The 25,951-nt window shown below is 69.4% G+C and carries 22 protein-coding genes and 1 pseudogene; 22 read left to right on the top strand and 1 reads right to left on the bottom strand.

Annotated features, from left to right (window positions below):
* The 14 genes and pseudogenes from A5681_RS00370 to A5681_RS00305 form a co-directional block, all read left to right on the top strand.
* Nucleotides 1–125 (top strand): annotated as a pseudogene (locus tag A5681_RS00370) (TetR/AcrR family transcriptional regulator); the annotation flags it as partial.
* Nucleotides 126–226: 101 nt separating this feature from the next.
* Nucleotides 227–1,699: an adenosylhomocysteinase gene (gene ahcY / locus A5681_RS00365; protein ID WP_067268524.1), complete on the top strand. Its 1,473-nt coding sequence runs from the start codon at nucleotides 227–229 to the stop codon at nucleotides 1,697–1,699.
* Nucleotides 1,700–1,793: 94 nt separating this feature from the next.
* On the top strand, nucleotides 1,794–2,483 hold the full coding sequence (locus A5681_RS00360) for a dTMP kinase (RefSeq protein WP_067268522.1): 690 nt from the start codon (nucleotides 1,794–1,796) through the stop codon (nucleotides 2,481–2,483).
* A gap of 80 nt (nucleotides 2,484–2,563) precedes the next feature.
* Nucleotides 2,564–3,250 (top strand): two-component system response regulator MtrA, encoded by a 687-nt coding sequence (gene mtrA, locus A5681_RS00355; RefSeq protein ID WP_007168097.1) that lies wholly within the window; start codon nucleotides 2,564–2,566, stop codon nucleotides 3,248–3,250.
* 43 nt (nucleotides 3,251–3,293) lie between these two features.
* The gene (gene mtrB / locus A5681_RS00350) at nucleotides 3,294–4,967 is read left to right on the top strand and encodes an MtrAB system histidine kinase MtrB (RefSeq protein WP_082968143.1); all 1,674 of its coding nucleotides are present in this window, start codon (nucleotides 3,294–3,296) and stop codon (nucleotides 4,965–4,967) included.
* Nucleotides 4,964–6,724 (top strand): MtrAB system accessory lipoprotein LpqB, encoded by a 1,761-nt coding sequence (lpqB, locus tag A5681_RS00345; protein ID WP_067268517.1) that lies wholly within the window; start codon nucleotides 4,964–4,966, stop codon nucleotides 6,722–6,724. The genes mtrB and lpqB overlap by 4 nt, the downstream gene beginning before the upstream one ends.
* Nucleotides 6,725–6,763: 39 nt before the next feature.
* Nucleotides 6,764–7,396 carry a ComF family protein gene (locus tag A5681_RS00340; protein WP_067268514.1) on the top strand — a complete coding sequence of 211 codons (633 nt, stop codon included), beginning with the start codon at nucleotides 6,764–6,766 and terminating at the stop codon, nucleotides 7,394–7,396.
* 320 nt (nucleotides 7,397–7,716) lie between these two features.
* Nucleotides 7,717–8,385 carry a ribosome hibernation-promoting factor, HPF/YfiA family gene (gene hpf / locus A5681_RS00335; RefSeq protein ID WP_067268512.1) on the top strand — a complete coding sequence of 223 codons (669 nt, stop codon included), beginning with the start codon at nucleotides 7,717–7,719 and terminating at the stop codon, nucleotides 8,383–8,385.
* A 137-nt stretch (nucleotides 8,386–8,522) separates the two neighbouring features.
* On the top strand, nucleotides 8,523–11,348 hold the full coding sequence (secA, locus tag A5681_RS00330; RefSeq protein ID WP_067268509.1) for a preprotein translocase subunit SecA: 2,826 nt from the start codon (nucleotides 8,523–8,525) through the stop codon (nucleotides 11,346–11,348).
* 174 nt (nucleotides 11,349–11,522) lie between these two features.
* Nucleotides 11,523–12,269: a hypothetical protein gene (locus A5681_RS00325; protein WP_067268507.1), complete on the top strand. Its 747-nt coding sequence runs from the start codon at nucleotides 11,523–11,525 to the stop codon at nucleotides 12,267–12,269.
* Between the two features lie 33 nt (nucleotides 12,270–12,302).
* On the top strand, nucleotides 12,303–13,853 hold the full coding sequence (locus A5681_RS00320) for an HD domain-containing phosphohydrolase (RefSeq protein WP_082968141.1): 1,551 nt from the start codon (nucleotides 12,303–12,305) through the stop codon (nucleotides 13,851–13,853).
* Between the two features lie 69 nt (nucleotides 13,854–13,922).
* A complete protein-coding gene (mddA, locus tag A5681_RS00315; RefSeq protein ID WP_067268502.1) occupies nucleotides 13,923–14,678 on the top strand; it encodes a methanethiol S-methyltransferase in 756 nt (251 codons plus the stop codon).
* A gap of 72 nt (nucleotides 14,679–14,750) precedes the next feature.
* The gene (locus tag A5681_RS00310) at nucleotides 14,751–15,233 is read left to right on the top strand and encodes a cation:proton antiporter regulatory subunit (protein ID WP_067268500.1); all 483 of its coding nucleotides are present in this window, start codon (nucleotides 14,751–14,753) and stop codon (nucleotides 15,231–15,233) included.
* Nucleotides 15,234–15,237: 4 nt separating this feature from the next.
* Nucleotides 15,238–16,386 (top strand): cation:proton antiporter, encoded by a 1,149-nt coding sequence (locus A5681_RS00305; RefSeq protein WP_067268496.1) that lies wholly within the window; start codon nucleotides 15,238–15,240, stop codon nucleotides 16,384–16,386.
* A gap of 10 nt (nucleotides 16,387–16,396) precedes the next feature.
* On the opposite strand, the gene A5681_RS00300 is transcribed toward A5681_RS00305, so the two are convergent.
* A complete protein-coding gene (locus A5681_RS00300; protein ID WP_067268494.1) occupies nucleotides 16,397–16,936 on the bottom strand; it encodes an Rv3235 family protein in 540 nt (179 codons plus the stop codon).
* A gap of 185 nt (nucleotides 16,937–17,121) precedes the next feature.
* On the opposite strand from A5681_RS00300, the gene A5681_RS00295 reads away from it, so the two are divergent.
* The 8 genes from A5681_RS00295 to A5681_RS00260 all read left to right on the top strand — a co-directional run bounded on the left by A5681_RS00295 (nucleotide 17,122) and on the right by A5681_RS00260 (nucleotide 25,928).
* The gene (locus A5681_RS00295; protein ID WP_067268492.1) at nucleotides 17,122–18,540 is read left to right on the top strand and encodes a WS/DGAT/MGAT family O-acyltransferase; all 1,419 of its coding nucleotides are present in this window, start codon (nucleotides 17,122–17,124) and stop codon (nucleotides 18,538–18,540) included.
* A gap of 41 nt (nucleotides 18,541–18,581) precedes the next feature.
* Nucleotides 18,582–19,442 (top strand): polyphosphate kinase 2, encoded by an 861-nt coding sequence (gene ppk2, locus A5681_RS00290; RefSeq protein WP_067268489.1) that lies wholly within the window; start codon nucleotides 18,582–18,584, stop codon nucleotides 19,440–19,442.
* The gene (locus tag A5681_RS00285) at nucleotides 19,439–19,957 is read left to right on the top strand and encodes a DUF6912 family protein (RefSeq protein ID WP_156737780.1); all 519 of its coding nucleotides are present in this window, start codon (nucleotides 19,439–19,441) and stop codon (nucleotides 19,955–19,957) included. Before ppk2 ends, A5681_RS00285 begins: the two co-directional genes overlap by 4 nt.
* A gap of 97 nt (nucleotides 19,958–20,054) precedes the next feature.
* Nucleotides 20,055–21,248: a ferredoxin reductase gene (locus A5681_RS00280; RefSeq protein ID WP_419866283.1), complete on the top strand. Its 1,194-nt coding sequence runs from the start codon at nucleotides 20,055–20,057 to the stop codon at nucleotides 21,246–21,248.
* Nucleotides 21,249–21,345: 97 nt separating this feature from the next.
* A complete protein-coding gene (locus A5681_RS00275; protein WP_067268487.1) occupies nucleotides 21,346–22,635 on the top strand; it encodes a fatty acid desaturase family protein in 1,290 nt (429 codons plus the stop codon).
* A gap of 95 nt (nucleotides 22,636–22,730) precedes the next feature.
* Entirely contained in the window at nucleotides 22,731–23,792 is a 1,062-nt protein-coding gene (locus A5681_RS00270) for an AraC family transcriptional regulator (RefSeq protein ID WP_082968140.1), read from the top strand.
* A gap of 75 nt (nucleotides 23,793–23,867) precedes the next feature.
* Nucleotides 23,868–25,358, top strand: coding sequence for a flavin-containing monooxygenase (locus A5681_RS00265; protein ID WP_067268485.1), 1,491 nt, complete (start codon nucleotides 23,868–23,870; stop codon nucleotides 25,356–25,358).
* Nucleotides 25,359–25,391: 33 nt separating this feature from the next.
* Nucleotides 25,392–25,928: a hypothetical protein gene (locus A5681_RS00260; RefSeq protein ID WP_067268482.1), complete on the top strand. Its 537-nt coding sequence runs from the start codon at nucleotides 25,392–25,394 to the stop codon at nucleotides 25,926–25,928.
* Nucleotides 25,929–25,951 lie beyond the last annotated feature (23 nt).

Raw genomic sequence — 25,951 nt, 5'->3', positions numbered from 1 at the left:
CCATCGTGCGGCTGGCCCTGAGCTACGTGTCGATGCCGCCGGAGGCCGATCACGATGTGGCGGCGGACCTGGCGCGGCTGATGACGCCGTTCGCGGAGCGTCACGGCGTCGTCAACGTCCCCTGACGACTGCCCGCGCCTGGGCCGCCGACTACAGTGGCGCAAGAGCGTATACCTAAGCTAAGTAATCCTCTTGGAACCCAAGCCGCAGAAGGAATGGAACGTTAATGACGACGACTGAAAGTTCGCTGACCGCCGACGTCCGCAACGGCATCGACTTCAAGGTCGCCGACCTGTCGCTGGCGGACTACGGTCGCCGGGACATCGAGCTCTCCGAGCAGGAGATGCCGGGCCTGATGTCGTTGCGTCGCGAGTACGCCGAAGTCCAACCGCTCAAGGGGGCGCGGATCTCGGGCTCGCTGCACATGACGGTGCAGACCGCGGTGCTCATCGAGACCCTCGTCTCGCTGGGTGCGCAGGTCCGCTGGGCGTCGTGCAACATCTTCTCCACCCAGGACCACGCCGCCGCGGCGGTGGTCGTCGGCCCGCACGGCACGCCCGAGGAGCCCAAGGGCGTCCCGGTGTTCGCCTGGAAGGGCGAGACGCTGGAGGAGTACTGGTGGGCGGCCGAGCAGATGCTGACCTGGCCCGACGAGCCGGCCAACATGATCCTCGACGACGGCGGTGACGCCACCATGCTGGTGCTGCGCGGCGCCCAGTACGAGAAGGCCGGCGTGGTGCCGCCCGCGGAGGACGACGACCCCAGCGAGTGGAAGGTCTTCCTGGAGCTGCTGCGTACCCGCTTCGGCGCCGAAAAGGACAAGTGGACCAAGATCTCGGAGTCGGTCAAGGGTGTCACCGAGGAGACCACCACCGGCGTCCTGCGCCTGTACCAGTTCGCCGCGGCCGGCGACCTGGCCTTCCCGGCGATCAACGTCAACGACTCGGTCACCAAGTCCAAGTTCGACAACAAGTACGGCTGCCGCCACTCCCTGATCGACGGCATCAACCGCGGCACCGACGTGCTGATCGGCGGCAAGAAGGTGCTGGTCTGCGGCTACGGCGACGTCGGCAAGGGCTGCGCCGAGTCGGTCAAGGGCCAGGGTGCGCGCGTCGTCGTCACCGAGATCGACCCGATCAACGCCCTGCAGGCGCTGATGGAGGGCTTCGACGTGGAGACCGTCGAGGACGCGATCGGCACCGCCGACATCGTCATCACCGCCACCGGTAACAAGGACATCATCACCCTCGAGCACATGAAGGCGATGAAGGATTACGCGGTGCTGGGCAACATCGGGCACTTCGACAACGAGATCCAGGTCGCGCAGCTCGAGCGCTCCGGCGCCACGAAGACCAACATCCGCCCGCAGGTGGACGTGTGGACGTTCCCCGACACCGGCAAGTCGATCATCCTGCTCTCCGAGGGCCGGCTGCTGAACCTGGGCAACGCCACCGGCCACCCGTCGTTCGTGATGAGCAACAGCTTCTCCAACCAGGTGATCGCGCAGATCGAGCTGTGGACCAAGAACGACGAGTACGACAACGAGGTGTACCGGCTGCCCAAGCACCTCGACGAGAAGGTGGCCCGCATCCACGTGGAGGCGCTCGGCGGGAAGCTGACCAAGCTGACCAAGGAGCAGGCCGAGTACATCGGCGTCGACGTCGACGGCCCCTACAAGGCCGACCACTACCGCTACTGAGCCGGGTCGCTCTGCCGAACGTGAAACTAGTTTCACGTTCGGCACCGAGTGTGAAAGTAACTTCACGCTCGAAGGCGGCGATAGGCTCGGCGGCGTGCTGATCGCGATCGAAGGCGTCGACGGCGCGGGCAAGCGGACGCTGTCCGAGGGCCTGCGCAAGGCCTTCGAGGCGGCCGGGAAATCGGTGGCGATCACGGCGTTCCCGCGCTACGGGAAATCGGTGACCGCCGACATCGCGGCCGAGGCCCTGCACGGCGGGCACGGCGACCTGTCGTCGTCGGTCTACGGGATGGCGATGCTGTTCGCGCTCGACCGGGCCGGGGCCGCCGAGGACATCCAGGCGCTGCGCCGTGAGCACGACGTCGTGATCCTGGACCGCTACGTCGCGTCGAACGCGGCCTACAGCGCCGCGCGCCTGCACGAGGGCGCGGCCGGAGCGGCGGCCGACTGGGTTCTCGAGCTCGAATACCGGCGGCTGCGGCTGCCCGCGCCCGACTGGCAGGTGCTGCTCGCGGTGCCGACGGAGCTGGCCGGGCAGCGCGCCCGCAGCCGGGCGGAGGCCGACCCGGGGCGGGCCCGCGACAGTTACGAACGCGACGACGAACTGCAGCTCCGGACCGGCGCGGTGTATGCGGAGCTGGCCGCCGCGGGCTGGGGCGGACCCTGGCTGGTGGCCGACGCGAACGTCGATCCGGCCCGCCTGGCCGCCACCCTGATCGGCGCGAAGGACGTCCACGGGACGGTCCGGGAGGACGCGCCGGGGGCGCCGAGCAGCCGAATTTGACCGAAATTGCATCCATATTTGCGGCTCGGAGCAAGAAACGCCCGTGTGGCGCGCCGGGTTTGTCCCGATCTGGTGACACCATGGACTCCATGAGGCAAAGGATTCTCGTCGTCGATGACGACGCTTCGCTGGCCGAGATGCTCACCATCGTGTTGCGTGGGGAGGGTTTCGACACCGCGGTCATCGGTGACGGCACCCAGGCCCTGACTGCGGTGCGCGAACTGCGCCCCGATCTGGTGTTGTTGGACCTGATGCTGCCCGGCATGAACGGCATCGACGTCTGTCGCGTCCTGCGCGCCGACTCCGGCGTCCCGATCGTCATGCTCACCGCGAAGACCGACACCGTGGACGTGGTCCTCGGCCTCGAGTCGGGCGCCGACGACTACATCATGAAGCCGTTCAAGCCCAAGGAGCTGGTGGCGCGGGTGCGCGCGCGGCTACGGCGCAACGACGACGAGCCGGCGGAGATGCTGTCCATCGCCGACGTCGAGATCGACGTGCCGGCGCACAAGGTCACCCGCAACGGCGAGCAGATCTCCCTGACGCCGCTCGAGTTTGACCTGCTGGTCGCGTTGGCGCGTAAACCGCGGCAGGTGTTTACTCGTGATGTGCTGCTCGAACAGGTGTGGGGATACCGGCACCCGGCGGACACCCGCCTGGTGAACGTGCACGTCCAGCGTCTGCGGGCCAAGGTTGAGAAGGATCCTGAAAACCCGACCGTGGTGTTGACCGTTCGAGGAGTGGGTTACAAGGCCGGACCTCCGTGATCCGCGCCTTCTTTGAAGTGCGTCGTGGGGGAGGGCGCCGGCGGTGATCTGGGGCTCCCGGCGACGCACTCGGAGCCGCTGGGGGCGCTCCGGCCCGATGACTCGTGGCTTGGGCGCGGTGAGTCGAGCCGTGGCCGTCGCTTGGCGCCGGTCTTTGCAGCTGCGCGTGGTCGCGCTGACGCTCGGATTGTCCCTGGCGGTGATCCTGGCGCTCGGTTTCGTCTTGACTTCTCAGGTCACCAATCGGGTGCTCGACGTCAAGGTCAGGGCCGGCATCGAGCAGATCGAGCGCGCGCGCACCACCGTCGGCGGGATCGTCAGCGGTGAGGAGACGCGCTCGCTGGACAGCAGCCTGCAGCTGGCCCGCAACACGCTGACGTCTAAGACCGACTACGCGTCGGGTGCCGGGCTGGCCGGCGCGTTCGACGCGGTGCTGATCGTTCCGGGCGACGGGCCACGCGCGGCGACCACGGCCGGGCCCGTCGACCAGGTGCCCAATTCGCTGCGCGGCTTCGTCAAGGCCGGGCAGGCGTCCTACCAGTACGCGACCGTGCACACCGACGGTTTCTCCGGGCCGGCGCTGATCATGGGTACGCCGGCCTCGTCGCAGGTGGCCAACCTGGAGCTGTACCTGATCTTCCCCCTGAAGAACGAGCAGGCCACCATCACGCTGGTCCGCGGCACCATGATCACCGGCGGCGCGGTGCTGCTGGTCCTGCTCGCCGGGATCGCGCTCCTGGTCTCCCGCCAGGTGGTGGTGCCGGTGCGGTCGGCATCGCGGATCGCCGAACGGTTCGCCGAGGGGCACCTGTCCGAGCGGATGCCGGTGCGCGGCGAGGACGACATGGCCCGGCTCGCGGTGTCGTTCAACGACATGGCGGAGAGCCTGTCCCGCCAGATCACCCAGCTCGAGGAGTTCGGCAACCTGCAGCGCCGGTTCACCTCCGACGTCAGCCATGAGCTGCGCACCCCGCTGACCACCGTGCGGATGGCCGCCGACCTGATCTATGACCACAGCGAGGATCTGGACCCGACCTTGCGCCGGTCCACCGAGCTGATGGTCAACGAGCTGGACCGGTTCGAGTCGCTGCTCAACGACCTGCTGGAGATCTCCCGCCACGACGCGGGTGTGGCCGAATTGTCCGTTGAGGCAGTCGATTTGCGCACCACCGTGCAAAGCGCGCTCGGCAACGTGGGTCATCTGGCCGAGGACGCCGGCATCGAGCTGCTCGTCGACCTGCCCGAGGAGGAGGTGATCGCCGAGGTCGACACCCGGCGGGTGGAGCGGATCCTGCGCAACCTGATCGCCAACGCCATCGACCACGCCGAACACAAGCCGGTGCAGATCCGGATGGGCGCCGACGAGGACACCGTGGCGGTCACTGTCCGCGACTACGGGGTGGGGCTGCGGCCCGGCGAGGAGAAGCTGGTGTTCAGCCGGTTCTGGCGGGCCGACCCGTCGCGGGTGCGCCGGTCCGGCGGCACCGGGCTGGGCCTGGCGATCAGCGTGGAGGACGCCCGCTTGCACCAGGGCCGGCTGGAGGCTTGGGGCGAGCCCGGCGAGGGTTCGTGCTTCCGGCTCACGCTGCCGCTGGTTCGCGGCCACAAGGTGACCACCAGCCCGCTGCCCATGAAGCCCGTCCCGCCGACGGCCAACACCGGCCCGCAGCCCAAAGAGCGTTCGCGGCAACGCGAACACGCGGAGAGGAGCGGATGATGCGCCGGCTGCTGGGCCTGCTGATGCTGGCCGCGCTGCTGGCCGGCTGCGCGGGCGTGCCCAGCTCGTCGGCGCCCCAGGCCATCGGCACGGTCGAGCGGCCGGCGCCGTCGAACCTGCCCAAGCCGACCCCGGGCATGGACCCCGACGTGCTGCTGCGCGAGTTCCTCAAGGCCACAGCCGATCCCGCGAACCGGCATCTGGCGGCCCGCCAGTTCCTGACCCAATCGGCGTCCAACGCCTGGGACGACGCCGGTAGCGCGCTGCTGATCGACCACGTGGTGTTCGTGGAAACCCGCGCCGCCGAACGGGTTTCGGCGACCATGCGGGCGGACATCCTGGGGTCGCTGTCGGACATGGGGGTGTTCGAGACGGCCGAGGGGGTGCTGCCCGACCCCGGCCCAATCGAGTTGGTCAAGACCTCGGGTGGGTGGCGGATCGACCGCCTGCCCAACGGGGTGTTCCTGGACTGGCAGCAGTTCCAGTCGACGTACAAGCGCAACACGCTGTATTTCGCCGACCCGACCGGCAAGACGGTGGTGCCCGATCCGCGCTACGTGGCGGTGGCCGACCACGACCAGCTGGCGACCGAGCTGGTCTCCAAGCTGATCGCCGGGCCGCGCCCCGAGATGGCGCACACGGTGCGCAACCTGCTCGCCCCGCCGCTGCGGCTGCGCGGGCCGGTGACCCGGGCCGACGGCGGCAAGAACGGGATCGGGCGCGGATACGGCGGCGCCCGCATCGACCTGGAGAAGCTGTCCACCACCGACCCGCACAGCAGGGCTTTGCTTGCCGCGCAGATCATTTGGACGCTGGCGCGGGCCGACATCCGGGGCCCGTACGTGATCAACGCCGACGGCGCCCCGCTGGACGACAGGTTCGCCGAGGGATGGACGACCTCCGACGTCGCCGCCACCGACCCAGGCGTGGCCGACGGCGCCGGCGCCGGGCTGCATGCCCTGGTGAACGGCTCGCTGGTCTCCCTGGACGGCCAGCACTTCACCAATGTGCCCGGCGCGTTCGGGCGGATGGGCGACCAGACCGGCGCCGCGCTGTCGCGCAGCGGGCGCCAGGTCGCGTCCGTGGTCACCCTGCACCGCGGCGCGCCCGACGAGGCGGCCTCGCTGTGGATCGGCGACCTCGGCGGTGAGGCGGTTCAGTCCGCCGACGGGCACGGCCTGACGCGGCCGAGCTGGTCGCTGGACGACGCGGTGTGGGTGGTGGTGGACGGCAACAACGTGCTGCGGGCGATCCAGGAACCGGCGTCGGGTCAGCCCGCCCGCATCCCCGTCGACTCCGTCGCCGTGTCCACCCGCTTCCCGGGGCCGATCACCGACCTGCAGCTGTCGCGCGACAGCACGCGCGCGGCGATGGTGATCGGCGGCCAGGTGATCCTGGCCAGCGTCGAGCAGACGCAGGCCGGCCAGTACGCCCTGACGTATCCGCGGCGGCTCGGCTTCGGGCTGGGCAACTCGGTGGTGTCGCTGTCCTGGCGCACCGGCGACGACATCGTGGTGACCCGCACGGACGCCAGCCATCCGGTGTCGTACGTCAACCTCGACGGGGTGAATTCCGACGCGCCCGCCCGGGGCCTGCAGATGCCGGTGCTGACGGTCGCCGCCAACCCGTCGACGGTCTACGTCGGGGACCCCCAAGGGGTGCTGCAGTATTCGGCGGCCGCCGCCGAGAGCCAGCAGGGGTGGTCGGAGGTGCCGGGCCTGATGGTGTTCGGGGCGGCGCCGGTACTGCCGGGCTGACCTCTCCCGGCTGTCGGTGCCGCCGGCGACACTGACCCCGTGCTGGATCTCATCCTGCCGTTGCAGTGCGGAGGCTGCGGGGCGCCGTCGACCCGATGGTGCGCCGCGTGTGCCCGGGAGCTGTCGGTGGCGGCCGACCAGCCGCATGTGATGAGCCCGCGCGTCGATCCGCAGGTGCCGGTGTTCGCGCTCGGCCGCTACGCCGGCGCGCGACGGGCGGCGATCCTGGCGCTCAAGGAGCACGGCCGCACGGATCTGGTCGGGCCGCTGGCGGGTGCGCTGGCCATCGGCGTGCACCGGCTGCTGTCCTGGGGCATCGTCGATGTCCCGCTGACCGTCGTCCCCGCCCCGACCCGCCGCTCGGCGGCGCGCCGCCGCGGCGGCGACCCGGTCACCCGGCTTGCGCGCGCGGCGGTGGCCGGCCACCCCGCGATCGCCGTCGCCCCGGCGTTGCGGATGAGGGCGCTGGTTCGCGACTCGGTGGGCCTGGGCACCACCGCCCGCGAACGCAACATCGCGGGCCGGGTGCTGCTGCGGCGGACGCCGCCGCGCACCGAGGTTTTGATCGTGGACGACGTCGTCACCACCGGGGCCACGGCCCGCGAGTCGGTGCGGGTGCTGCGGGCGGCGGGGGTTCGGGTGACCGCGGTGCTGACGGTCGCGGCCGCATGAGCTGTGCGACCGCCAAGAGTATGTGAAGAACTCGCAACAGCTCCACGAAATCAGTGGCATGGCGAGGCGAACAAGAGCTAACGTCGAGAACAACGTTAATCGACTCACTGGTCTGACTCACTGGTTGCGACATTCCCAGGTTGAGACCCCACTCGCGGGAAGGGGTGAGTATTCGACACCTTGCATCGGCGAGCAGCCTGCAGCGGTGATCTAGGTGAAAGACCCGCTCTCCCCACCTCGTCGGCGCGTCAGCAAGCCGGGCACGCAGGGCGCGTGCGACGTGAAAGAGAAACGAGTTGTCACGTATGTCAAGGCTATCCGTGGATTCCGGTCAGATTCTCGACCAACCGCCGACGCAAACCGACGGCCAAGTTCAACCGATGACCACTGCCGAAGTCGTCTTCAAGGGCCGCAACGTAGAAATCCCCGACCACTACCGGGTGTACGTCTCCCAAAAACTCGCCCGCCTCGAGCGGTTCGATCGCTCCATCTATCTGTTCGATGTCGAGCTCAAACACGCGCCCAACCGGCGGCAGCGCAAATCGTGTCAACGCGTCGAGATCACCGCCCGCGGCCGCGGGCCGGTAAGCCGGGCGGAGGCCTGCGCCGACAGTTTCTATGCGGCGTTCGAGTCCGCGGTCGACAAGCTGGAGAACCGGCTGCGCCGTGTCAAGGATCGGCGCAAGGTCCACTACGGCGACAAGACGCCGGTGTCGCTGGCCGCCGCCACCGCGGTCGTGCCACCGGCGCCGCAGGAACGCCTGCCCGAGCCGCCGGCCGAGCACGACGGCGCCGACACGGACCACGAGCCCGGCCGGATCGTACGGACCAAGGAGCATCCGGCCAGGCCGATGACGGTCGACGACGCGCTGTACGAGATGGAGCTCGTCGGGCACGACTTCTTCCTCTTCCACGACAAGCAGACCGAGCGGCCCTGCGTGGTCTACCGCCGGCACGCCTACGACTACGGGCTGATCCGGCTGTCCTGACGGGTTGTCCGGCGGCGGCCCGCCGCGCCCGGCGGTGCCGCGCTTGCGATCGCCGCGTCGGCGGCCATCGCGCCGTCGTCACCTACGATGGGAGTCGCTTCAAGAGAAGAAACTCCTAACCAACAGGGGACATAGCTGTGCTGTCGAAGTTGCTGCGCCTTGGCGAAGGTCGCATGCTCAAGCGTCTCAAGCGGGTGGCTGACTACGTCAACACCCTGTCCGACGAGGTCGAAAAGCTGACCGACGCGGAGCTGCGGGCCAAGACCGACGAGTTCAAGAAGCGGCACGCCGACGGTGAAAGCCTCGACGACCTGCTGCCCGAGGCGTTCGCGGTGGCCCGCGAGGCGGCCTGGCGGGTGCTCGACCAGCGCCCGTTCGACGTGCAGGTGATGGGCGCGGCGGCGCTGCACTTCGGCAACGTGGCGGAGATGAAGACCGGTGAGGGCAAGACCCTGACCTCGGTGTTGCCCGCCTACCTCAACGGCATCGGCGGCAAAGGCGTACACGTCGTCACCGTCAACGACTACCTGGCCAAGCGCGACAGCGAGTGGATGGGCCGCGTGCACCGCTTCCTCGGTCTGGAGGTCGGCGTGATCCTCGCGCAGATGACGCCCGACGAGCGCCGGGTGGCGTATGCCGCCGACATCACCTACGGCACCAACAACGAGTTCGGCTTCGACTACCTGCGCGACAACATGGCGCATTCGCTCGACGACCTGGTGCAGCGCGGGCACAACTTCGCCATCGTCGACGAGGTCGACTCGATCCTGATCGACGAGGCCCGCACCCCGCTGATCATCTCCGGTCCCGCCGACGGCGCCTCCAACTGGTACCTCGAGTTCGCCCGGCTGGCCCCGCTGATGGAAAAGGACGTCCACTACGAGGTGGACCTGCGCAAGCGCACCGTCGGCGTGCATGAGCTCGGGGTGGAGTTCGTCGAGGACCAGCTCGGCATCGACAACCTCTACGAGGCCGCCAACTCGCCGCTTGTCAGCTACCTCAACAACGCGCTGAAGGCCAAGGAGCTGTTCAACCGCGACAAGGACTACATCGTCCGCGACGGCGAGGTGCTGATCGTCGACGAGTTCACCGGCCGCGTGCTCTACGGCCGCCGCTACAACGAGGGCATGCACCAGGCCATCGAGGCCAAGGAGCACGTCGAGATCAAGGCCGAGAACCAGACGCTGGCCACCATCACGCTGCAGAACTACTTCCGGCTCTACGACAAGCTCGCCGGCATGACCGGGACCGCCCAGACCGAGGCGGCCGAGCTGCACGAGATCTACAAGCTGGGCGTGGTGCCCATTCCGACCAACAAGCCGATGGTCCGCACCGACCAGTCCGACCTCATCTACAAGACCGAGGAGGCCAAGTACATCGCGGTGGTCGACGACGTCGTCGAGCGCTACGAGAAGGGCCAGCCCGTCCTGATCGGTACCACCAGCGTCGAGCGCTCGGAGTACCTGTCGCGCCAGTTCCAGAAGCGCCGCGTCCCGCACAACGTGCTCAACGCCAAGTACCACGAGCAGGAGGCCGGCATCGTCGCCGTGGCCGGCCGCCGCGGCGGGGTCACGGTGGCCACCAACATGGCCGGCCGCGGTACCGACATCGTGCTGGGCGGCAACGTCGACTTCCTCACCGACCAGCGGCTGCGCGAGCGCGGGCTGGACCCCGTGGAAACCCCCGAGGAGTACGAGGCGGCCTGGCACGAGGAGCTGCCCAAGGTCAAGGAGGAGGCCGGCAAGGAGGCCGCCGAGGTGGTCGAGGCCGGCGGCCTGTACGTGCTGGGCACCGAGCGGCACGAGTCGCGGCGCATCGACAACCAGCTGCGAGGCCGCTCCGGCCGGCAGGGCGACCCCGGCGAGTCCCGCTTCTACCTGTCTCTGGGCGACGAGCTCATGCGCCGGTTCAACGGCGCCGCGCTCGAGGCGATGCTCAACCGCCTCAACCTGCCCGACGACGTGCCCATCGAGGCCAAGATGGTCACCCGCGCGATCAAGAGCGCCCAGACGCAGGTCGAGCAGCAGAACTTCGAGGTCAGAAAGAACGTCCTCAAGTACGACGAGGTGATGAACCAGCAGCGCAAGGTGATCTACGCCGAGCGTCGCCGCATCCTGGAGGGCGAGAACCTCAAGGAGCAGGCGCTCGACATGGTCCGCGACGTGGTCACCGCCTACGTCAACGGCGCGACCGCCGACGGCTACGCCGAGGACTGGGACCTCGAGGCGTTGTGGACCGCGCTCAAGACGCTGTACCCGGTCGGCATCGACCACGAGACGTTGATGCGCGTGGACGCCGACTCCGATCGCGACGACCTCACCCGCGAGGAGCTGCTCGACGAGCTGCTCAAAGACGCCGAACGGGCCTATGCCGCAAGGGAAGCCGAGCTGGAAGAGATCGCGGGCGAAGGCGCGATGCGGCAGCTGGAGCGCAACGTGTTGCTCAACGTCATCGACCGCAAGTGGCGCGAACACCTCTACGAGATGGACTACCTCAAGGAGGGCATCGGGCTGCGGGCGATGGCGCAGCGCGACCCCCTGGTGGAGTACCAGCGCGAGGGCTACGACATGTTCATGGCCATGCTCGACGGCATGAAGGAGGAGTCGGTCGGCTTCCTGTTCAACGTCACCGTCGAGGCGGTGCCGTCCCCGCAGGTCGCGCCGGTGGAAACGCCGGAGGGTCTCAAGGACCTCGGAACCGCCGCCGACCAGGGCGACACCGCCCCGCCGCCGCGGGAAGAGCCGCCAACCCAGTTGCGCGCCAAGGGCATTGACAACGAGGCCCCGGCCATGACCTACTCGGGCCCATCGGAGGACGGCTCGGCGCAGGTGCAGCGCAACGGCGGCGACGGTCAGCGGACGCCGGCGGGCGTGGCGGGCGGCGGCTCCCGGCGCGAGCGGCGCGCGGCCGCCAGGCAGCAAGGCCGCGGCGCCAAGCCGCCGAAGTCGGTCAAGCGCCGCTAGGTCGGCTTCGCCTCCGCCCCTTCGCGCCGCCCCTCCGCGGCTTCGCGCCTTCGCGCCGAGTGTGCGCTTAGCTTCACACTCGGCGTCGAGTGTGCGCCTAGCTTCACACTCGGCCCGAGGATTTGAGGCAGCCGCCCCATGCGTCGGGGCACCGCGGGCGCCGACGATCGACGCATGATCACCTCGAACACTCCCTTGGCCGCCGCCACGGCGGTCCTGCAGAACCCCCGCCTGCCATCCGGCGACGACGAACGATTCGTCGGCTTCGGCGTGATGGGTCTTCCGTTCGCCAGCGGGCATTACTTGGCGCTGCGGGTCTTTCCGGCGACGTCGTTCTCGCCCGGCTACCGGTCGGTGTGGCACCGCGACCCCGACGGCGCGTGGACCTTCTACGCGACGACGCCGGGCCCGCAGAGCTGCGCCCGCTTCTTCAGCTCGGCGACCCCCAACGATGCGGTGCAGTGCGACATCGACGTCGCCTGGGTCACCCCCTGGTCGCTGTTCGTCGAGATCCCGGGGTTGCTCGCCTGGCACATCGATATCGGCACCACCGGGTCCACGCGACTGATGAGCGCGGTCGGCGGGCGGCTGCCGGCGCGGGCGTGGACCAATCGCGCGGTGCTGGCCGCCCTGGGCCGGGCCGCGGGCCCGACCCTGCGGGCCGGCCGGGTCCGCCTCTCCGGCACCGCGCCCAACGGGCAGCGATTCATGATCGCCCCGGCACGGGTGTGGGCGGTGGCCCATTCGCGGGCGGCCTGGCGCGAGGTGGACCTCGGGCCGGTCGGCCCGCTGCCGCACCAACCCCGGCTGGCCGGCTTCCGGCCGCCGCAGCGCGGCCTGTTCGTGGTGGGCTCGGGCCACTTCGACACCTTCGACGCCGGCCGCCATCAGGCCGTCGGGCGCACTGTGCCAATCGGCTGACCGCGGACCGATGAGCTGGGCACAATGAGGCCCATGTCGGAGCCCGAACTGCCGACCCGGGCGGAGCTGCTGGCGGCGCTGTCGGTGGCGATCGACCTCGGCCTGGGCCAGCCCGCCGAGCACATGCTGCGGGCGGCGCTGATCGCGACCAGGCTTGCCGACCGGCTGGGGCTCGACACCAGCGAGCGGGACTGCACGTACTACACGACCCTGATCATGTGGATCGGCTGTCACGCCGACTCCCACGAATACGCGCGGTGGTTCGGCGACGACATCGCCGTGCGCCACGACTCGTACCTCGTGGACTGGTCCGGGCTGCCCTATCTGCGGTTCCTGGCCGGCAACGTGGGTCGGGGCCAGCCGCTGGCGCACCGATTGAGCGTCATGGCAACGCTTTTCGCCAACGCACGCGGCCACATCTCCCGCCTGATCCACTCGCATTGCACCTCCGCGGCCGTCTTGGCCGACCGAATGGGCCTGGGCCCCCACGTGCAGGCGGCGGTGGCGTTCGCGTTCGAGCGTTACGACGGCGGCGGGCTGCCCGCCGGCGCCAGGGGCGACGAGATCCCGATCCAGATGCGGATCGCTCAGCTGGCCGACATGGTCGAGGTGCACCATCGCACCTACGGTCTCGCGGGGGCCGAGGCCATGGTGCGCGACCGGCGCGGCGGCCAGTTCGACCCGCAGGTCGCCGACGCCTTCCTGCGCCACGGCGAGGACATCCTGGCCGGCCCGCCGGCCGGCGACGCGTGGGCCGCCGCACTGGCCGCCGCGCCCGACCGGCATGAGCGGCTCGACGACCAATCGCTGGACACCCTGCTCGTTGCCCTCGGCGACTTCGTCGACCTGAAATGCCCTTTCACCCTTGGGCATTCGCGCGCGGTGGCCCGGCTCGCCGAGGTGGCCGCGCGCGCCGCGGGGGTCGACGCCGACGCGGTGGCGCTGACCCGACGCGCGGGTCACGTCCACGACCTCGGCCGCATTGGCGTGTCGAACCAGATCTGGTCGCGGGAAGGGCCGCTGACGGCCTCGGAATTCGAACGCGTCCGGCTGCACCCGTATCTGACCGTGCGCATCCTCAACCAGGTGCCGGGCCTGCGGCAGCTCGCGGAGGTCGCGGGCAATCACCATGAATGCCTGGACGGTTCGGGATATCCGCGCGGTCTCGCCGGGTCCGCGCTCGGGCTGCCGGACCGCATCCTGGCGGCCGCGGTCTGCTACCAGTCCGCCTGCGAGCCCAGGCCGTATCGCGACCAGATGTCCCCGGACGCGGCGGCTCGGCGGCTGCGCGCCCGGGCGCACGCCGGCGAACTCGAATCGGTCGCCGTCGAAGCGGTGCTGCACGCGGCGGGTCAACCCGCGCAGCGGCCCAAGGTGCGGCCGGACGGATTGACCCCCAGGGAGATCGAAGTGCTCTGCCTGGTCGCGCGCGGCGCCTCCAATAAGGACATCGCGGCGTCGCTGGTGATCAGCGAGAAGACCGCCCGCAACCACGTCGAGCGCACCTACGCCAAGATCGGCGTATCGAACCGCATCGGCGCCAGCATGTACGCGCTGCGCAACGGACTGGTCAAAAATACCTAGTGCCCCGCCCGGCAAAGATGAGGCAAACGACCTATATCCGAACGTGCCTGGCCGACGGACACTTAGCCCATGAAGCGATATCTGACGCTTGGTTACGGCGCCGCGGCGTATCTGCTCTTCCTCGCGGCCTTCCTGTATCTCATCGGTTTCGTGGGCAATTTCGCGGTGCCCCGAAGCGTCGATCGTGGGCTTGCCGCGCCGATCGCCGAGGCGGTGCCGATCAACGCGGCGTTGGTCGCCCTGTTCGGGGTGCAGCACAGCGTGATGGCCCGGCCCGCCTTCAAGCGGTGGTGGGCACGTTTCGTGCCGTCGTCGATCGAGCGCAGCACCTACGTGGTGTTCTCGAGCGTCGTGCTGGCCGTGCTGTATTGGCAATGGCGGACAATGCCGACGGTCATCTGGGATGTGCGGATGCCGGCCGCCCGCGCGGTGCTGTGGGCGCTGTTCTGGCTCGGCTGGGCGATCGCGTTGCTGGCGACGTTCCTGATCAACCACTTCGACCTGTTCGGGCTTCGGCAGGTGTACCTGGCGTCGCGCCAACAGCCTTACACGAACGTCGAATTCCGCGTCCGGCTCCTCTACCGCGTGGTGCGTCACCCCCTGATGCTCGGGATGGGCATCGCGTTCTGGGCCGCGCCCGTCATGACGGCCGGGCATCTGTTGTTCTCGATCGGCATGACGCTCTACATCCTGGTCGCCACCCAGCTGGAGGAGCGCGACCTGGTCGCGTCGCTGGGCCACCAATACCTCGATTACCGCCGCGAGGTGTCGATGCTGGTGCCGATTCCGCGCCGCCGCGCGGCGGGGATGGCGCGGCAGGGCTGATTCTCTAGCAGTTCCGTAGGAGGTCGGCGATCCGGTGCCGACACCTTCGTCCCACCTGTCAGGATTGACGGTATGGATGTCAAGGAGGTGCTGCTGCCGGGCGTCGGCCTTCGCTACGAATTCACCGATCACAAGGGCGACCGCATCGGCATCATCGCACGGCGAAGCGGCGACTTCGAGGTCGTCGTGTACGCCCGGGAGGATCCCGACGAGGCCCGGCCGCTCCTGCACCTCAGCGACGAAGAGGCCGAGGCGGTGGCCCAGATCCTGGGGGCGCCCCGGATCGCGGAGCGGTTCACCGAGCTGGCCCGGGAAATCCCGGGACTCGAGACCGGGCAGGTCCACATCCTTGCCAACAGCCCCTTCGTGGACCACCCCTTGGGCGACACCCGCGCCCGCACCCGGACCGGCGCCTCCATCGTCGCGATCGTGCGCAACGAGGAGGTGCTCGCCTCGCCCGGCCCGTCCGAAATGCTTTATGCCCGAGACGTTTTGATCGTCATCGGAACCCATGACGGCATCGCCGCTGTCGAGCAGATAATCGACAAGGGCTGAGCCGGTGCAGGTTTCGTGGGCGCTGCTGCTACAGCTCGGCGCCCTCCTGGCGACGCTGGCCGTATTGGGCGCTATCGCACGCCGATTCGCGTTGTCGCCGATACCGGTCTACCTGCTCGCGGGCCTGTCCCTGGGCAAGGGCGGGATCCTGCCGCTGGACGCGGGTGGCCAGTTCATCACGACCAGCGCGCCCATCGGCGTCGTGCTGCTGCTGCTGACCCTGGGCCTGGAGTTCTCCGCGGCCGAGTTCGCCACCAGCATGCGCCACCACCTGCCGTCGGCGGGCGTGGACATCGTGCTCAACGCGGCGCCCGGCGCGGTGGCGGGCTGGCTGCTCGGACTGAACGGCGTGGCGATCCTGTGCCTGGCCGGCGTCACCTACATCTCCTCCTCGGGAGTCATCGCCCGGCTGCTGGAGGATCTGCACCGCCTCGGTAACCGGGAGACGCCGGCGGTGCTGTCCGTGCTGGTGCTCGAAGACTTCGCGATGGCGGCCTATCTGCCGCTGTTCGCGGTGCTGGCGGCCGGCGGCGGGTGGCTGCACGCCGTCGGCGGCATGGTGGTGGCGGTGGCCGCGCTGCTGGCGGCGTTCGCCGCGTCCTTCCGCTGGGGCCATCACGTCGGCCGGCTGGTCGAACACCCCGACTCCGAACAGTTGCTGCTGCGGGTGCTCGGCATCACCCTGATCGTGGCGGCGGCGGCCGAGTCTTTGCACGCGTCCGCCGCCGTGGGCGCGTTCCTGGTCGGGCTGACGCTGACCGGCGAGACGGCCGAACGCGCGCGCCGGGTGCTGGGCCCGCTGCGCGACCTGTTCGCCGCGATCTTCTTCCTGGGGATCGGCTTTTCGGTCGACCCGCACGCGCTGATCCCGATGCTTCCGGCGGCGCTGATACTGGCCGCGGTGACCGCGGCGACCAAGGTGGCCACCGGGATCTTCGCCGCCCGGCGCGACGGGGTGGCGCGGCGCGGGCAGCTGCGCGCGGGCACCGCACTCATCGCCCGGGGCGAATTCTCGCTGATCATCATCGGATTGGCCGGCACGTCGATCCCCGCGGTCGCCGCGCTGGCGACGTCGTACGTGTTCATCATGGCGATCCTGGGCCCCGTGCTCACCCGCTACACCGGAGGCCCGCTGGCGCCCACCGGGTCTTGAGCACCGCGGGTCAACCGATGTGCAGGGCCACCACCAGCCACCGGGCGCCGGCGTCGGCGGGCACCCGCTCGACCCGGCAGGCGATGGCGTGCATCCGGTTCCCGCGGCTGTAGGAGCCCGAGACCTCGGCGGCGGCCTCGGGGTCCCGGTGGCCGGCCGGCTGCAGCCGCACCCGCCGCAGCACCGCGGCGCCGGCGCGCCCGGCGGCCGAATGGCCCAGCGCGACCACGGAATCCACCAAGCTGGGCGTCAGCAACGGGCGCAGCTGCGCGGCCGGCCGCCGGCGGTCGATGACCTCCAGCACTCGGCGCAGCGCCGCGTCGGCGAAGGCCGCCGCCTGACGCATCTGCGGCGACGTTGCGGCGCGGGCGGGCTCCGCCGGTTGCCGCCCGGGCGGGTAGGGGTGCGGGCTGCGCCGGCGCAGCGGTGCGCGCGCCGACGGCCGGCAGGCGGGAACGCCGCGCGGGACGTCCTGCGGGGGAGGCTCGTAGTCGACGACGGGCTGGACGGCGAACACGTCGGACGGACCCGCGACAGGACTGGTGTTCACCACGCACTCTCCAACTCTTCGGTCGAACCTGAGCCCGCTGGAGAGTGGCAGGCAGTGGTCATCATGGCACAACCGCGGCGCGCGCGTACCCGCGCTCGGCCGGAACCCGGCGAGACGATTACCGTGGGCGGGGCACATCTCCTTCAGCAACAGGGCGATGATTCGACGAGGAGGACTGCGCCCCCATGGTGACCCGGCTGTCCCCATCGGACGCGTCGTTTTTTCGGCTGGAAAACACGGCCACCCCGATGTACGTCGGATCGCTGTCCATCCTGCGCCGGCCGCGCGCGGGATTGAGCTACGAGACGCTGCTGGCCACCGTCGAACAACGGCTACCCCAGATCCCGCGCTATCGGCAGAAGGTCCGGGAGGTCCGGGTCGGCTCGGCCCGCCCCGTGTGGGTCGACGACGGCGACTTCGACATCACCTATCACGTGCGGCGCTCCGCACTGCCGTCGCCGGGCAGCGACGAACAGTTGCACGAGCTGATCGCCCGCCTGGCCGCCCGGCCGCTGGACAAGACGCGGCCGCTGTGGGAGATGTATCTCGTCGAGGGCCTGTCCAAGAACCGGGTCGCCCTCTACACCAAGTCGCACCAAGCCCTGATCAACGGCATGACGGCGCTGGAGATCAACCACGTCATCGCCGACCGCACGAAGCGGCCGCCGGCGTTTCCCGAGGACATCTGGGTCCCGGAGCGCGACCCGGGCGACGCGCGCCTGATCTTCGGCGCGATCGGCGACTGGTTCGTGGGGCCGGGCGCCCAGCTGCAGGCCGTCGGGTCGGCCATCGGCGGGCTGGTGACCAACCATGGCGAGATCCTGGCCGCCGGGCGCCGGGTGCTCGACTTCGCCCGCACCGTCGCGCGCGGCACCGCACCCAGCAGCCCGCTCAATGCCACCGTTTCGCGCCACCGGCGGTTCACGGTGGCGTGCGGCAACCTCGACGACTACCGGGCGGTGCGCGCGCGGTACGACTGCGACGTCAACGATGTGGTGCTCGCGGTGATCGCCGGCGCGCTGGGCAACTGGCTGATGTCACGCGGGGTGGCGGTATCGCCGACCGCGACGGTGCGGGCCATGGCGCCGCTGCCGGTCTATGCCGACGGCCAGCTCGACGCGACCGGCCCCGGCCAGGCGATCAGCCAGGTGACGCCCTTCCTGGTCGACCTGCCGGTGGGGGAGCCGAACGCGGTGGTGCGGTTGTCGCAGATCGCGCACGCCACCGAATCGAACCCGACGGGCGCGCGCCTGGTGGACGCCAGGACCATCGTCACCCTGTCGGGATTCGCGCCCCCCACGCTGCATGCCATGGGCATCCGCGTCGCCACCAGTTTCCCCACCTTCTCCAGGCGGACGTTCAACCTGCTGATCACCAACGCGCCGGGGGCCCAGTCACAGATGTACATCGCGGGCACCAAGCTGCTCGAGACGTACGCCGTGCCGCCGCTGCTGCACAATCAGGCGCTCGCGATCAGCGTGACTTCCTACAACGGCATGCTGTATTTCGGCATCAACGCCGACCGCGAAGCCATGAGCGACGTGGACCTGCTGCCCGGGCTGTTGAGCCAATCGCTCGAAGAATTGCTGGAAGCTTCCCGCTAATTAGTCCAAGTGAAAAGCGGCCGGTTCTATCATTCGTTGATGTGAGTACCACGACGAAAACCCCGAAGGCGAAACCGGCGAAATCGGCGGCAGCTAAAGCGCCCAAGATTTCCGACGAGGTATACCGCACCGAATTGTTCCGCCTGCAAACGGAATTCGTGAAGCTGCAGGAGTGGGTGCGGCACACCGGCCAGCGGCTCGTGGTGATCTTCGAAGGCCGCGACGGAGCGGGCAAGGGCGGAACCATCAAACGGATCACCGAATATCTCAACCCGCGCGTCGCCCGCATCGTCGCGTTGCCCGCGCCGACCGATCGGCAGCGCGGCCAGTGGTATTACCAGCGCTACATCGCGCACCTGCCCGCCAAAGGGGAGATCGTGCTGTTCGACCGGTCGTGGTACAACCGCGCCGGCGTGGAAAAAGTCATGGGATTCTGCACGCCCCAAGAGCATGCGCTGTTCTTGCGGCAGACCCCGATCCTCGAGCAGATGTTGATCGACGACGGGATTCTGCTGCGCAAGTATTGGTTCTCGGTCTCCGCCGACGAGCAGCTGCGTCGATTCAGGGCCCGGCTGAATGACCCTGTGCGGCAATGGAAATTGAGCCCGATGGACACCGAGTCGCTGTATCGGCGGGAGGATTATTCTCGCGCCAAGGACGAAATGATGGTGCACACCGATACCCCGGTCAGCCCGTGGTACGTGGTGGAATCGGACATCAAGAAGCACGCGCGGCTGAACATGATGGCGCATCTGCTGGCTACCATCTCCTACCACGACGTCGAGCGGCCCCAGGTCAAGCTGCCCAAGGCCCCGGTGGTGAGCGGGAACTACCAGCGTCCGCCGCGTGAGCTGTCCAAGTACGTCGACGACTACGCGGCCACACTGATGGGGGCCTCGTGACGCTGGTCTACATCCCGGCCACGCTGGCCATGTTGCAGCGGTTGGTCGCCGACGGCTCGTTGATGCCCGTCAACGGCACCGCGTTCGCGCTGACGCCGACGTTGCGGGAGTCCTACGCCGAGGGTGACGACGACGAGCTCGCCGAGGTCGCGCTGCGCGAGGCGGCGCTGGCGTCGCTGCGCCTGCTGGCCGACTCGGAAGCGGAGGAAGCCGCCTCCGGCGGTGCCCTGCCGCCGCGGCGTGCGGTGCTGGCCGCCGAGGTCGGCGACGTCACCTTCCGTCCCGACCTCGACGACGCCGTGGTGAGACTCGGCGCGCCCGTCGCGCTGGAGGATGTGGTCGCCGCGTACGTCGACAACGCGGCGGCCGAGCCGGACGTGACGAAGGCCATTGAGGTCATCGACGCCGCCGACCTGGGCGATGAGGACGCCGAGCTGGTGGTCGGCGACGCTCAGGACCACGATCTGGCCTGGTACGCCAACCAGGAGCTGCCGTTCCTGCTCGAGCTGCTCTGACGCCGAATGTGACGCGTTCGGGGCGCGCCGCCCTAGCTACGCAACCGTAGGTTACGGTACCGTAGGTTTCGTGAGGCCCCAGGAATCGACCACAATGGTGAGCGCAACCAAGACGCCGCGTAGTGAGCAGGAGCTTCCGCTGGGCAGACGTAACCCCGCTATCAAGGGCAACGTCGTCGAGACCAAGCGACCCGTTGTCGCGGGCGCGGACCGCCATCCCGGTTGGCACGCGCTGCGCAAGATCGCCGCGCGCATCACCACACCGTTGCTGCCCGACGACTACCTGCACCTGGCGAACCCGCTGTGGTCCGCGCGAGAATTGCGGGGCCGCATCCTCGAGGTGCGCCGCGAGACGGAGGATTCCGCGACCCTGGTGATCAAGCCGGGGTGGGGCTTCGACTTCGACTACCAGCCGGGCCAGTACATCGGGATCGGCCTGCTGGTGGACGGACGCTGGCGTTGGCGGTCGTATTCGCTGACGTCCAGCCCCGCCGAGACGTCCGGATCCGGCTCCGCGCGCACCGTCACCATCACCGTCAAGGCGATGCCCGAGGGTTTCCTCTCGACCCACCTGGTGGCCGGCGTCGCGCGGGGGACCATCGTCCGGCTGGCCGCGCCGCAGGGCAACTTCGTGCTGCCCGATCCGGCGCCGTCGTCGATCCTGTTCCTCACCGCCGGATCCGGGATCACCCCGGTGATGTCGATGCTGCGAACCCTGGTGCGGCGCAACCAGATTGGTGACATCACGCACGTGCATTCGGCGCCCACCGAATCCGACGTGATGTTTCGCGCCGAGCTGGCCGCGCTGGCCGCCGACCACCCGGGCTACCGACTGAAGCTGCGGGAGACCCGCTCGCAGGGCCGGCTCGACCTCGCCCTGCTCGATCACGAGGTGCCGGACTGGCGCGAACGCCACACGTGGGCCTGCGGGCCGGAGGGCATGCTGGCCCAGGCCGAGAAGATCTGGTCGGCGGCGGGCATCGGCGACCGGCTGCACCTGGAGCGGTTCGCGGTGTCCAAGGCCGCGCCGGCAGGCGCGGGCGGCACGGTCACCTTCGCGCAGAGCGGCCGCGCCGTCGCTGCCGACGCCGCCACGTCGTTGATGGACGCGGGGGAGGGGGCTGGCGTGCAGATGCCGTTCGGCTGCCGAATGGGTATATGTCAGTCGTGCGTGGTGGGTCTGGTGGAGGGTCACGTTCGCGACCTGCGCACCGGCGTGGAACACGATCCGGGCACCCGGATTCAGACGTGTGTCTCGGCCGCCTCGGGCGACTGCGTGCTCGACATCTAAAGGCTACTCACAGGTAACCTACGGATTCGTAGGTTACGATAGCGTAGGTCTTGACCTGTTCAGGACGGACAAATCAAACCGTAGGGAGAAGAAGACGATGGCGATCACCGACGTCGACGTATTCGCCCATCTGACGGACGCCGATATCGAAAACCTGGCCGTCGAGCTGGACGCCATCCGCCAGGACATCGAAGACTCGCGCGGCGAGCGGGACGCCCGCTACATCCGCCGCACCATCGCGGCCCAGCGTGCGCTGGAGGTATCCGGCCGGCTGCTGCTGGCCGCCAGTTCTCGCCGCTCGGCCTGGTGGGCCGGCACCGTAACGCTGGGCGTGGCCAAAATCATCGAGAACATGGAGATCGGCCACAACGTCATGCACGGCCAGTGGGACTGGATGAACGACCCCGAGATCCACTCCTCGACGTGGGAGTGGGACATGAGCGGGTCGTCCAAGCACTGGCGCTACACCCACAACTTCGTGCACCACAAGTACACGAACATCCTCGGGATGGACGACGACGTGGGCTACGGCCTGCTGCGTGTCACCCGCGACCAGCGCTGGAAGCGGTTCAACCTCTTCAACCTGGTCTACAACACCATGCTGGCGCTGCTCTTCGAGTGGGGCGTCGGCCTGCAGCACGTGGAGATCGGCAAGATCGTCAAGAAGCGCATGGAGCACGACGACGCCCGGCAGCGGGTCGACGAGTTCCTGGCCAAGGCCGGCCGGCAGGTGGTGAAGGACTACGTCGCCTTCCCGGCGCTGACCGCGCTGTCGCCCGGCGCGACGTACCGGTCCACGCTGAAGGCCAACGCGGTGGCCAACATCATTCGCAACGTGTGGGCCAATGCGGTCATCTTCTGCGGCCATTTCCCCGATGGCGCAGAGAAATTCACCAAGACCGACATGATCGGCGAAACCAAGGGGCAGTGGTACCTGCGCCAGATGCTGGGCAGCGCCAACTTCGAGGCGGGGCCGGCGCTGCGGTTCATGAGCGGCAACCTGTCCCACCAGATCGAGCACCACCTGTTCCCGGACCTGCCGAGCAACCGGTATGCGGAGATCGCGGTGCGGGTGCGCGAAATCTGCGACAAGTACGACCTGCCCTACACGACCGGGTCGTTCCTGGTGCAGTACGGCAAGACGTGGCGCACGCTGGCCAAGCTGTCGTTGCCGAACAAATACCTGCGCGACGACGCCGACAACGCGCCCGAAACCCGCAGCGAGCGGATGTTCGACGAGCTGGGGCCCGAATTCGCGGGCACCGACCCGGAGACCGGCCGCCGGCGCGGGCTGAAGACCGCCATCGAGACCGTGCGCGGCTGGCGGCGCGGCAAGCGGGCGCAACGCGACGCGCGGCGCGCGATCACCGGCGACATCGCGGCCTAGCGGTCCACACTGAGCGGACACTGAGCCCGCGGTTTCGGGCTGATTCGCGCAGTGCGCGCACGTTCGGCGGTTTCGCCGTTCGCCATACTGGACACGTGCAGGTGTTCGCCGGTCGCCAGGTCTCGCACTGGGATTTCCCGCGCAGCATGGCCAGCGTCGCGCTGATGGCCGAATTCGGTTGCGCGAAGGGCCTTGCCGTAGCGGACGTGCTCGACGGGACCGGCCTGTCGGAGCCCGACCTGCGCGACCACAACCGGATGATCGTCGGCCGCCAGGAGCTGGCCGTCGTGACGAACCTGGTCAACCTGCTGGGTGACCCCGCCAACCTCGGGGTGCAGGTCGGCGGCGCCTATCACGTCGGATCGTTGGGCATCTTCGGCTTCGCTTGCCTGACCAGTTCGACGCTGGGCGACGCCGTCCGGTTCGCGGCCCGGTTCTACGAGCTCAGCTACGGCTTCTGCCTGCCGAGCGTCACCGTGGACGGGCCGGAGGCGGCGCTGCGGCTCGACCTGCCCGACCTGACCGGCGCAGTCGCGGAATTCCTGGTGCGACGCGACCTGACGGCCATCGCCCAAGTCATGTCGGAGCTGCTCGGCCGCGCCGTCCCGTTCACGTCGATCGAGTTCGAGGGTCCGGCGCCGTCGTCGGACACCTTGGCCCTCAAGGAATTTGGCGTGCCCCCGCGTTACGGCTCGCCGGCCAATGTGGCGCGGTGGCCGGCCGAGTTGCTGGACAACCCGCTGCCCCAGGCCAGCGAGATCAGCGTGGCCATGTGCGAGCAGCAATGCCGCGCGCTGTTGGAGCGGCGCCGGGAGCGGACCGGGGTCGCCCGGCAAGTCCGCGAGCGGCTCGCCTCGATCGACGGCGAACCCCACACCATCGCGGCCGTCGCCCGGCAGCTGGCGATGAGCGAACGGACGCTGCGGCGGCGGCTGGCCGAGGAGAACACCACCTTCCGGGATCTCCTCGAGGAGGTGCACCGGGTCCTCGCCGAGGAGCTGTTGGCGACGGGCGCGCTGTCGGTGGACGACGTGGCGTTGCGGCTGGGCTACGCGGAGGCGACGAGCTTCATCGCCGCGTTCAAGCGGTGGACGGGCACCACTCCCGCGCGCTACCAGCGGTCGGTGGCGCCGCGCGGGCGGTTGGTCGCCGTCTGATCGTGGCCGGAATTATGGATTCGCCGACCGCAATCGGCTGCCGGTGACACGCGGCCCGGCCCTACCGTTTCAGTCATGACTTCAACTCGTCCTCGCGTATTGGTGATCGGGGCCGGCTTCGGTGGCCTCGCCGCCGCCTACGAGCTGTCCAGGGACGGCCTGGCCGACGTGACGGTGCTGGAGAAGGCCGGCGACATCGGCGGCGTCTGGCGGGAGAACACCTACCCCGGCGCCGCCTGCGACGTCCCGTCGAACCTGTACTCGTACTCCTTCGCCCGCAAGACCGACTGGGGGCGTCGGTACGCCGAGCAGCCGGACATCCTCGGCTACATCCACGACACCGCCGACCGGTTCGGCCTGCGCGACATGGTGCGCACCGGGGTCGAGGTCACGTCGGCGGCCTACGACGACGGAACCGCCACCTGGCGGGTCGAGACCTCGTCCGGCGAGGTGTTCGAGGCCGACGTGCTGGTGCCCGCCGTGGGCCAGTTGTCGCGGCCGGCGCTGCCGAACATCCCGGGGCTCGACACGTTCGCGGGTCCCTCGTTCCATTCGGCGCAGTGGCGCCACGACGTCGACCTGACCGGCAAGCGCGTCGCCGTCCTGGGCACCGGCGCATCCGCGATCCAATTCGTCCCCCGCATCCGCCAGACCGCGGGGCAGGTCACCGTCTTTCAGCGCTCCGCGCCCTACATCGTCCCCAAGCCCGACCGCGCCTACACCGCCGCGCACCACGCCGCGTTCGCCAAGGCGCCCGGCTTCGCCGCCGCCATGCGCGGCCTGATCTGGGAGATCTCGGAGTTCTTCGGGCTCGCGCTGACCAAGGTGGCCCCGCTCGCCCGGCTGGTGGGCGTCGCCGCGTCGCTGAATCTCAAGCGCCACATCAAGGATCCGGTGCTGCTGGCGAAGCTGACCCCCGACTACCCGATCGGCTGCAAGCGCGTGCTGTTCAGTAACGACTGGTATCCGGCGCTGGCCAGTGCCAACGTCGACGTGCAGACCGGCGCGATCACCGAGGTGACGGCGACGGGGGTGCGCACCGCCGACGGCAGGCTGCACGAAGTCGACGTCGTCATCTACGGCACGGGGTTCAAGGCCACCGAATTCCTCGCCCCGATGACGATCACCGGCCGCGACGGCCGGGACCTGCAGTCCGAGTGGGCGGAAGGCGCGCGCGCCCACCTGGGCATGGCCGTGCCGGGCTTCCCGAACATGTTTTTGATCTATGGCCCGAACACCAACCTGGGCAGCAGCTCGATCATCCTGATGATGGAGCAGCAGGCCCGCTACATCCGCCAGATCACCGAAGAGCTCGCCCGCGGCGGCGTGGCCCGCGCGTTCGAGGTTCGGCGCGCCGCGGAGCAGGCCTACGACGCGGAGGTCCAGGCCCGGCTCGACGCCGGCGTGTGGACCTCCTGCGCCTCCTGGTACCGCACCGCGTCCGGGCGGGTCACCACCAACTGGCCGGGGCTGGTGCACGAATACCAGCGCCGCACAAGGGCGGTCGCGTTCGCCGACTACCTGGAGGTGCTGCCCAAACCGGTGGCCGAGGAGATCAGCGCCTGACCCGGAGCGGTCGGCGGGACTACGCTCGAGGGCATGCTCGCAGCGTTCGGATTCGAAACCATGGGTGTCGTCGTCGGCGACATGTTCTTCGTCGACCCGCGCCCGCTCGAAGGCCAGGAAACCCCGGAGCGGGGCGTCCGGCTGGAACTGCGCCTGGTCGACCGGGATGAGCCGCAAGGGTCCATCTACGCCGGCGTTCCGATCGGCTTCAACCGCCCGGTGTGGCGGGTGGATCTGTTCGGCTCCACCGAAAGCCCGCCCGGGACCCTGGACCGGGCCCATCACCACCCGAAGTTCGACGGCTGGGAGCCCGGGCGCCGGCACTTCGTCCCCGAGCTGTCGGCCGACCCGGTCGCCTGGCTGAGCGATCAGCTCGCCGACCCGGCCGCCGTGCTGGCCCGGGCGGGGGTCGATCCCGACCAGGTGCCCGACGCCGACAAGGCCGGCCTGGCCGCGGCCGCGCCGGAGATCGTGGCGGCGGTCAAACGGATGCTCGACGGCGTGCGCGACGGGGAGTTGGCCCCGTCGCCGCCCGAGCCGGTCGCCGCGGCTCGCACCGGCTGGCTCTGAGCTCTCGAGTTCGGTTGCCTGGC

It is taken from the genome of Mycobacterium scrofulaceum (assembly GCF_001667885.1).
GTDB lineage: Bacteria > Actinomycetota > Actinomycetes > Mycobacteriales > Mycobacteriaceae > Mycobacterium > Mycobacterium scrofulaceum_C.
The sequence above is the reverse complement of the archived record's forward strand: the minus strand, read 5'-3'. Positions and strand labels throughout refer to the sequence as shown.

Excerpts from the sequence above, each read along its gene's own strand:
- ahcY (WP_067268524.1), top strand. The coding sequence starts at position 227 with ATGACGACGACTGAAAGTTCGCTGACCGCCGACGTCCGCAACGGCATC.
- mtrA (WP_007168097.1), top strand. The coding sequence starts at position 2,564 with ATGGACTCCATGAGGCAAAGGATTCTCGTCGTCGATGACGACGCTTCG.
- lpqB (WP_067268517.1), top strand. The coding sequence starts at position 4,964 with ATGATGCGCCGGCTGCTGGGCCTGCTGATGCTGGCCGCGCTGCTGGCC.
- A5681_RS00325 (WP_067268507.1), top strand. The coding sequence starts at position 11,523 with ATGATCACCTCGAACACTCCCTTGGCCGCCGCCACGGCGGTCCTGCAG.
- A5681_RS00320 (WP_082968141.1), top strand. The coding sequence starts at position 12,303 with ATGTCGGAGCCCGAACTGCCGACCCGGGCGGAGCTGCTGGCGGCGCTG.
- mddA (WP_067268502.1), top strand. The coding sequence starts at position 13,923 with ATGAAGCGATATCTGACGCTTGGTTACGGCGCCGCGGCGTATCTGCTC.
- A5681_RS00310 (WP_067268500.1), top strand. The coding sequence starts at position 14,751 with ATGGATGTCAAGGAGGTGCTGCTGCCGGGCGTCGGCCTTCGCTACGAA.
- A5681_RS00295 (WP_067268492.1), top strand. The coding sequence starts at position 17,122 with ATGGTGACCCGGCTGTCCCCATCGGACGCGTCGTTTTTTCGGCTGGAA.
- A5681_RS00275 (WP_067268487.1), top strand. The coding sequence starts at position 21,346 with ATGGCGATCACCGACGTCGACGTATTCGCCCATCTGACGGACGCCGAT.
- A5681_RS00265 (WP_067268485.1), top strand. The coding sequence starts at position 23,868 with ATGACTTCAACTCGTCCTCGCGTATTGGTGATCGGGGCCGGCTTCGGT.
- A5681_RS00260 (WP_067268482.1), top strand. The coding sequence starts at position 25,392 with ATGCTCGCAGCGTTCGGATTCGAAACCATGGGTGTCGTCGTCGGCGAC.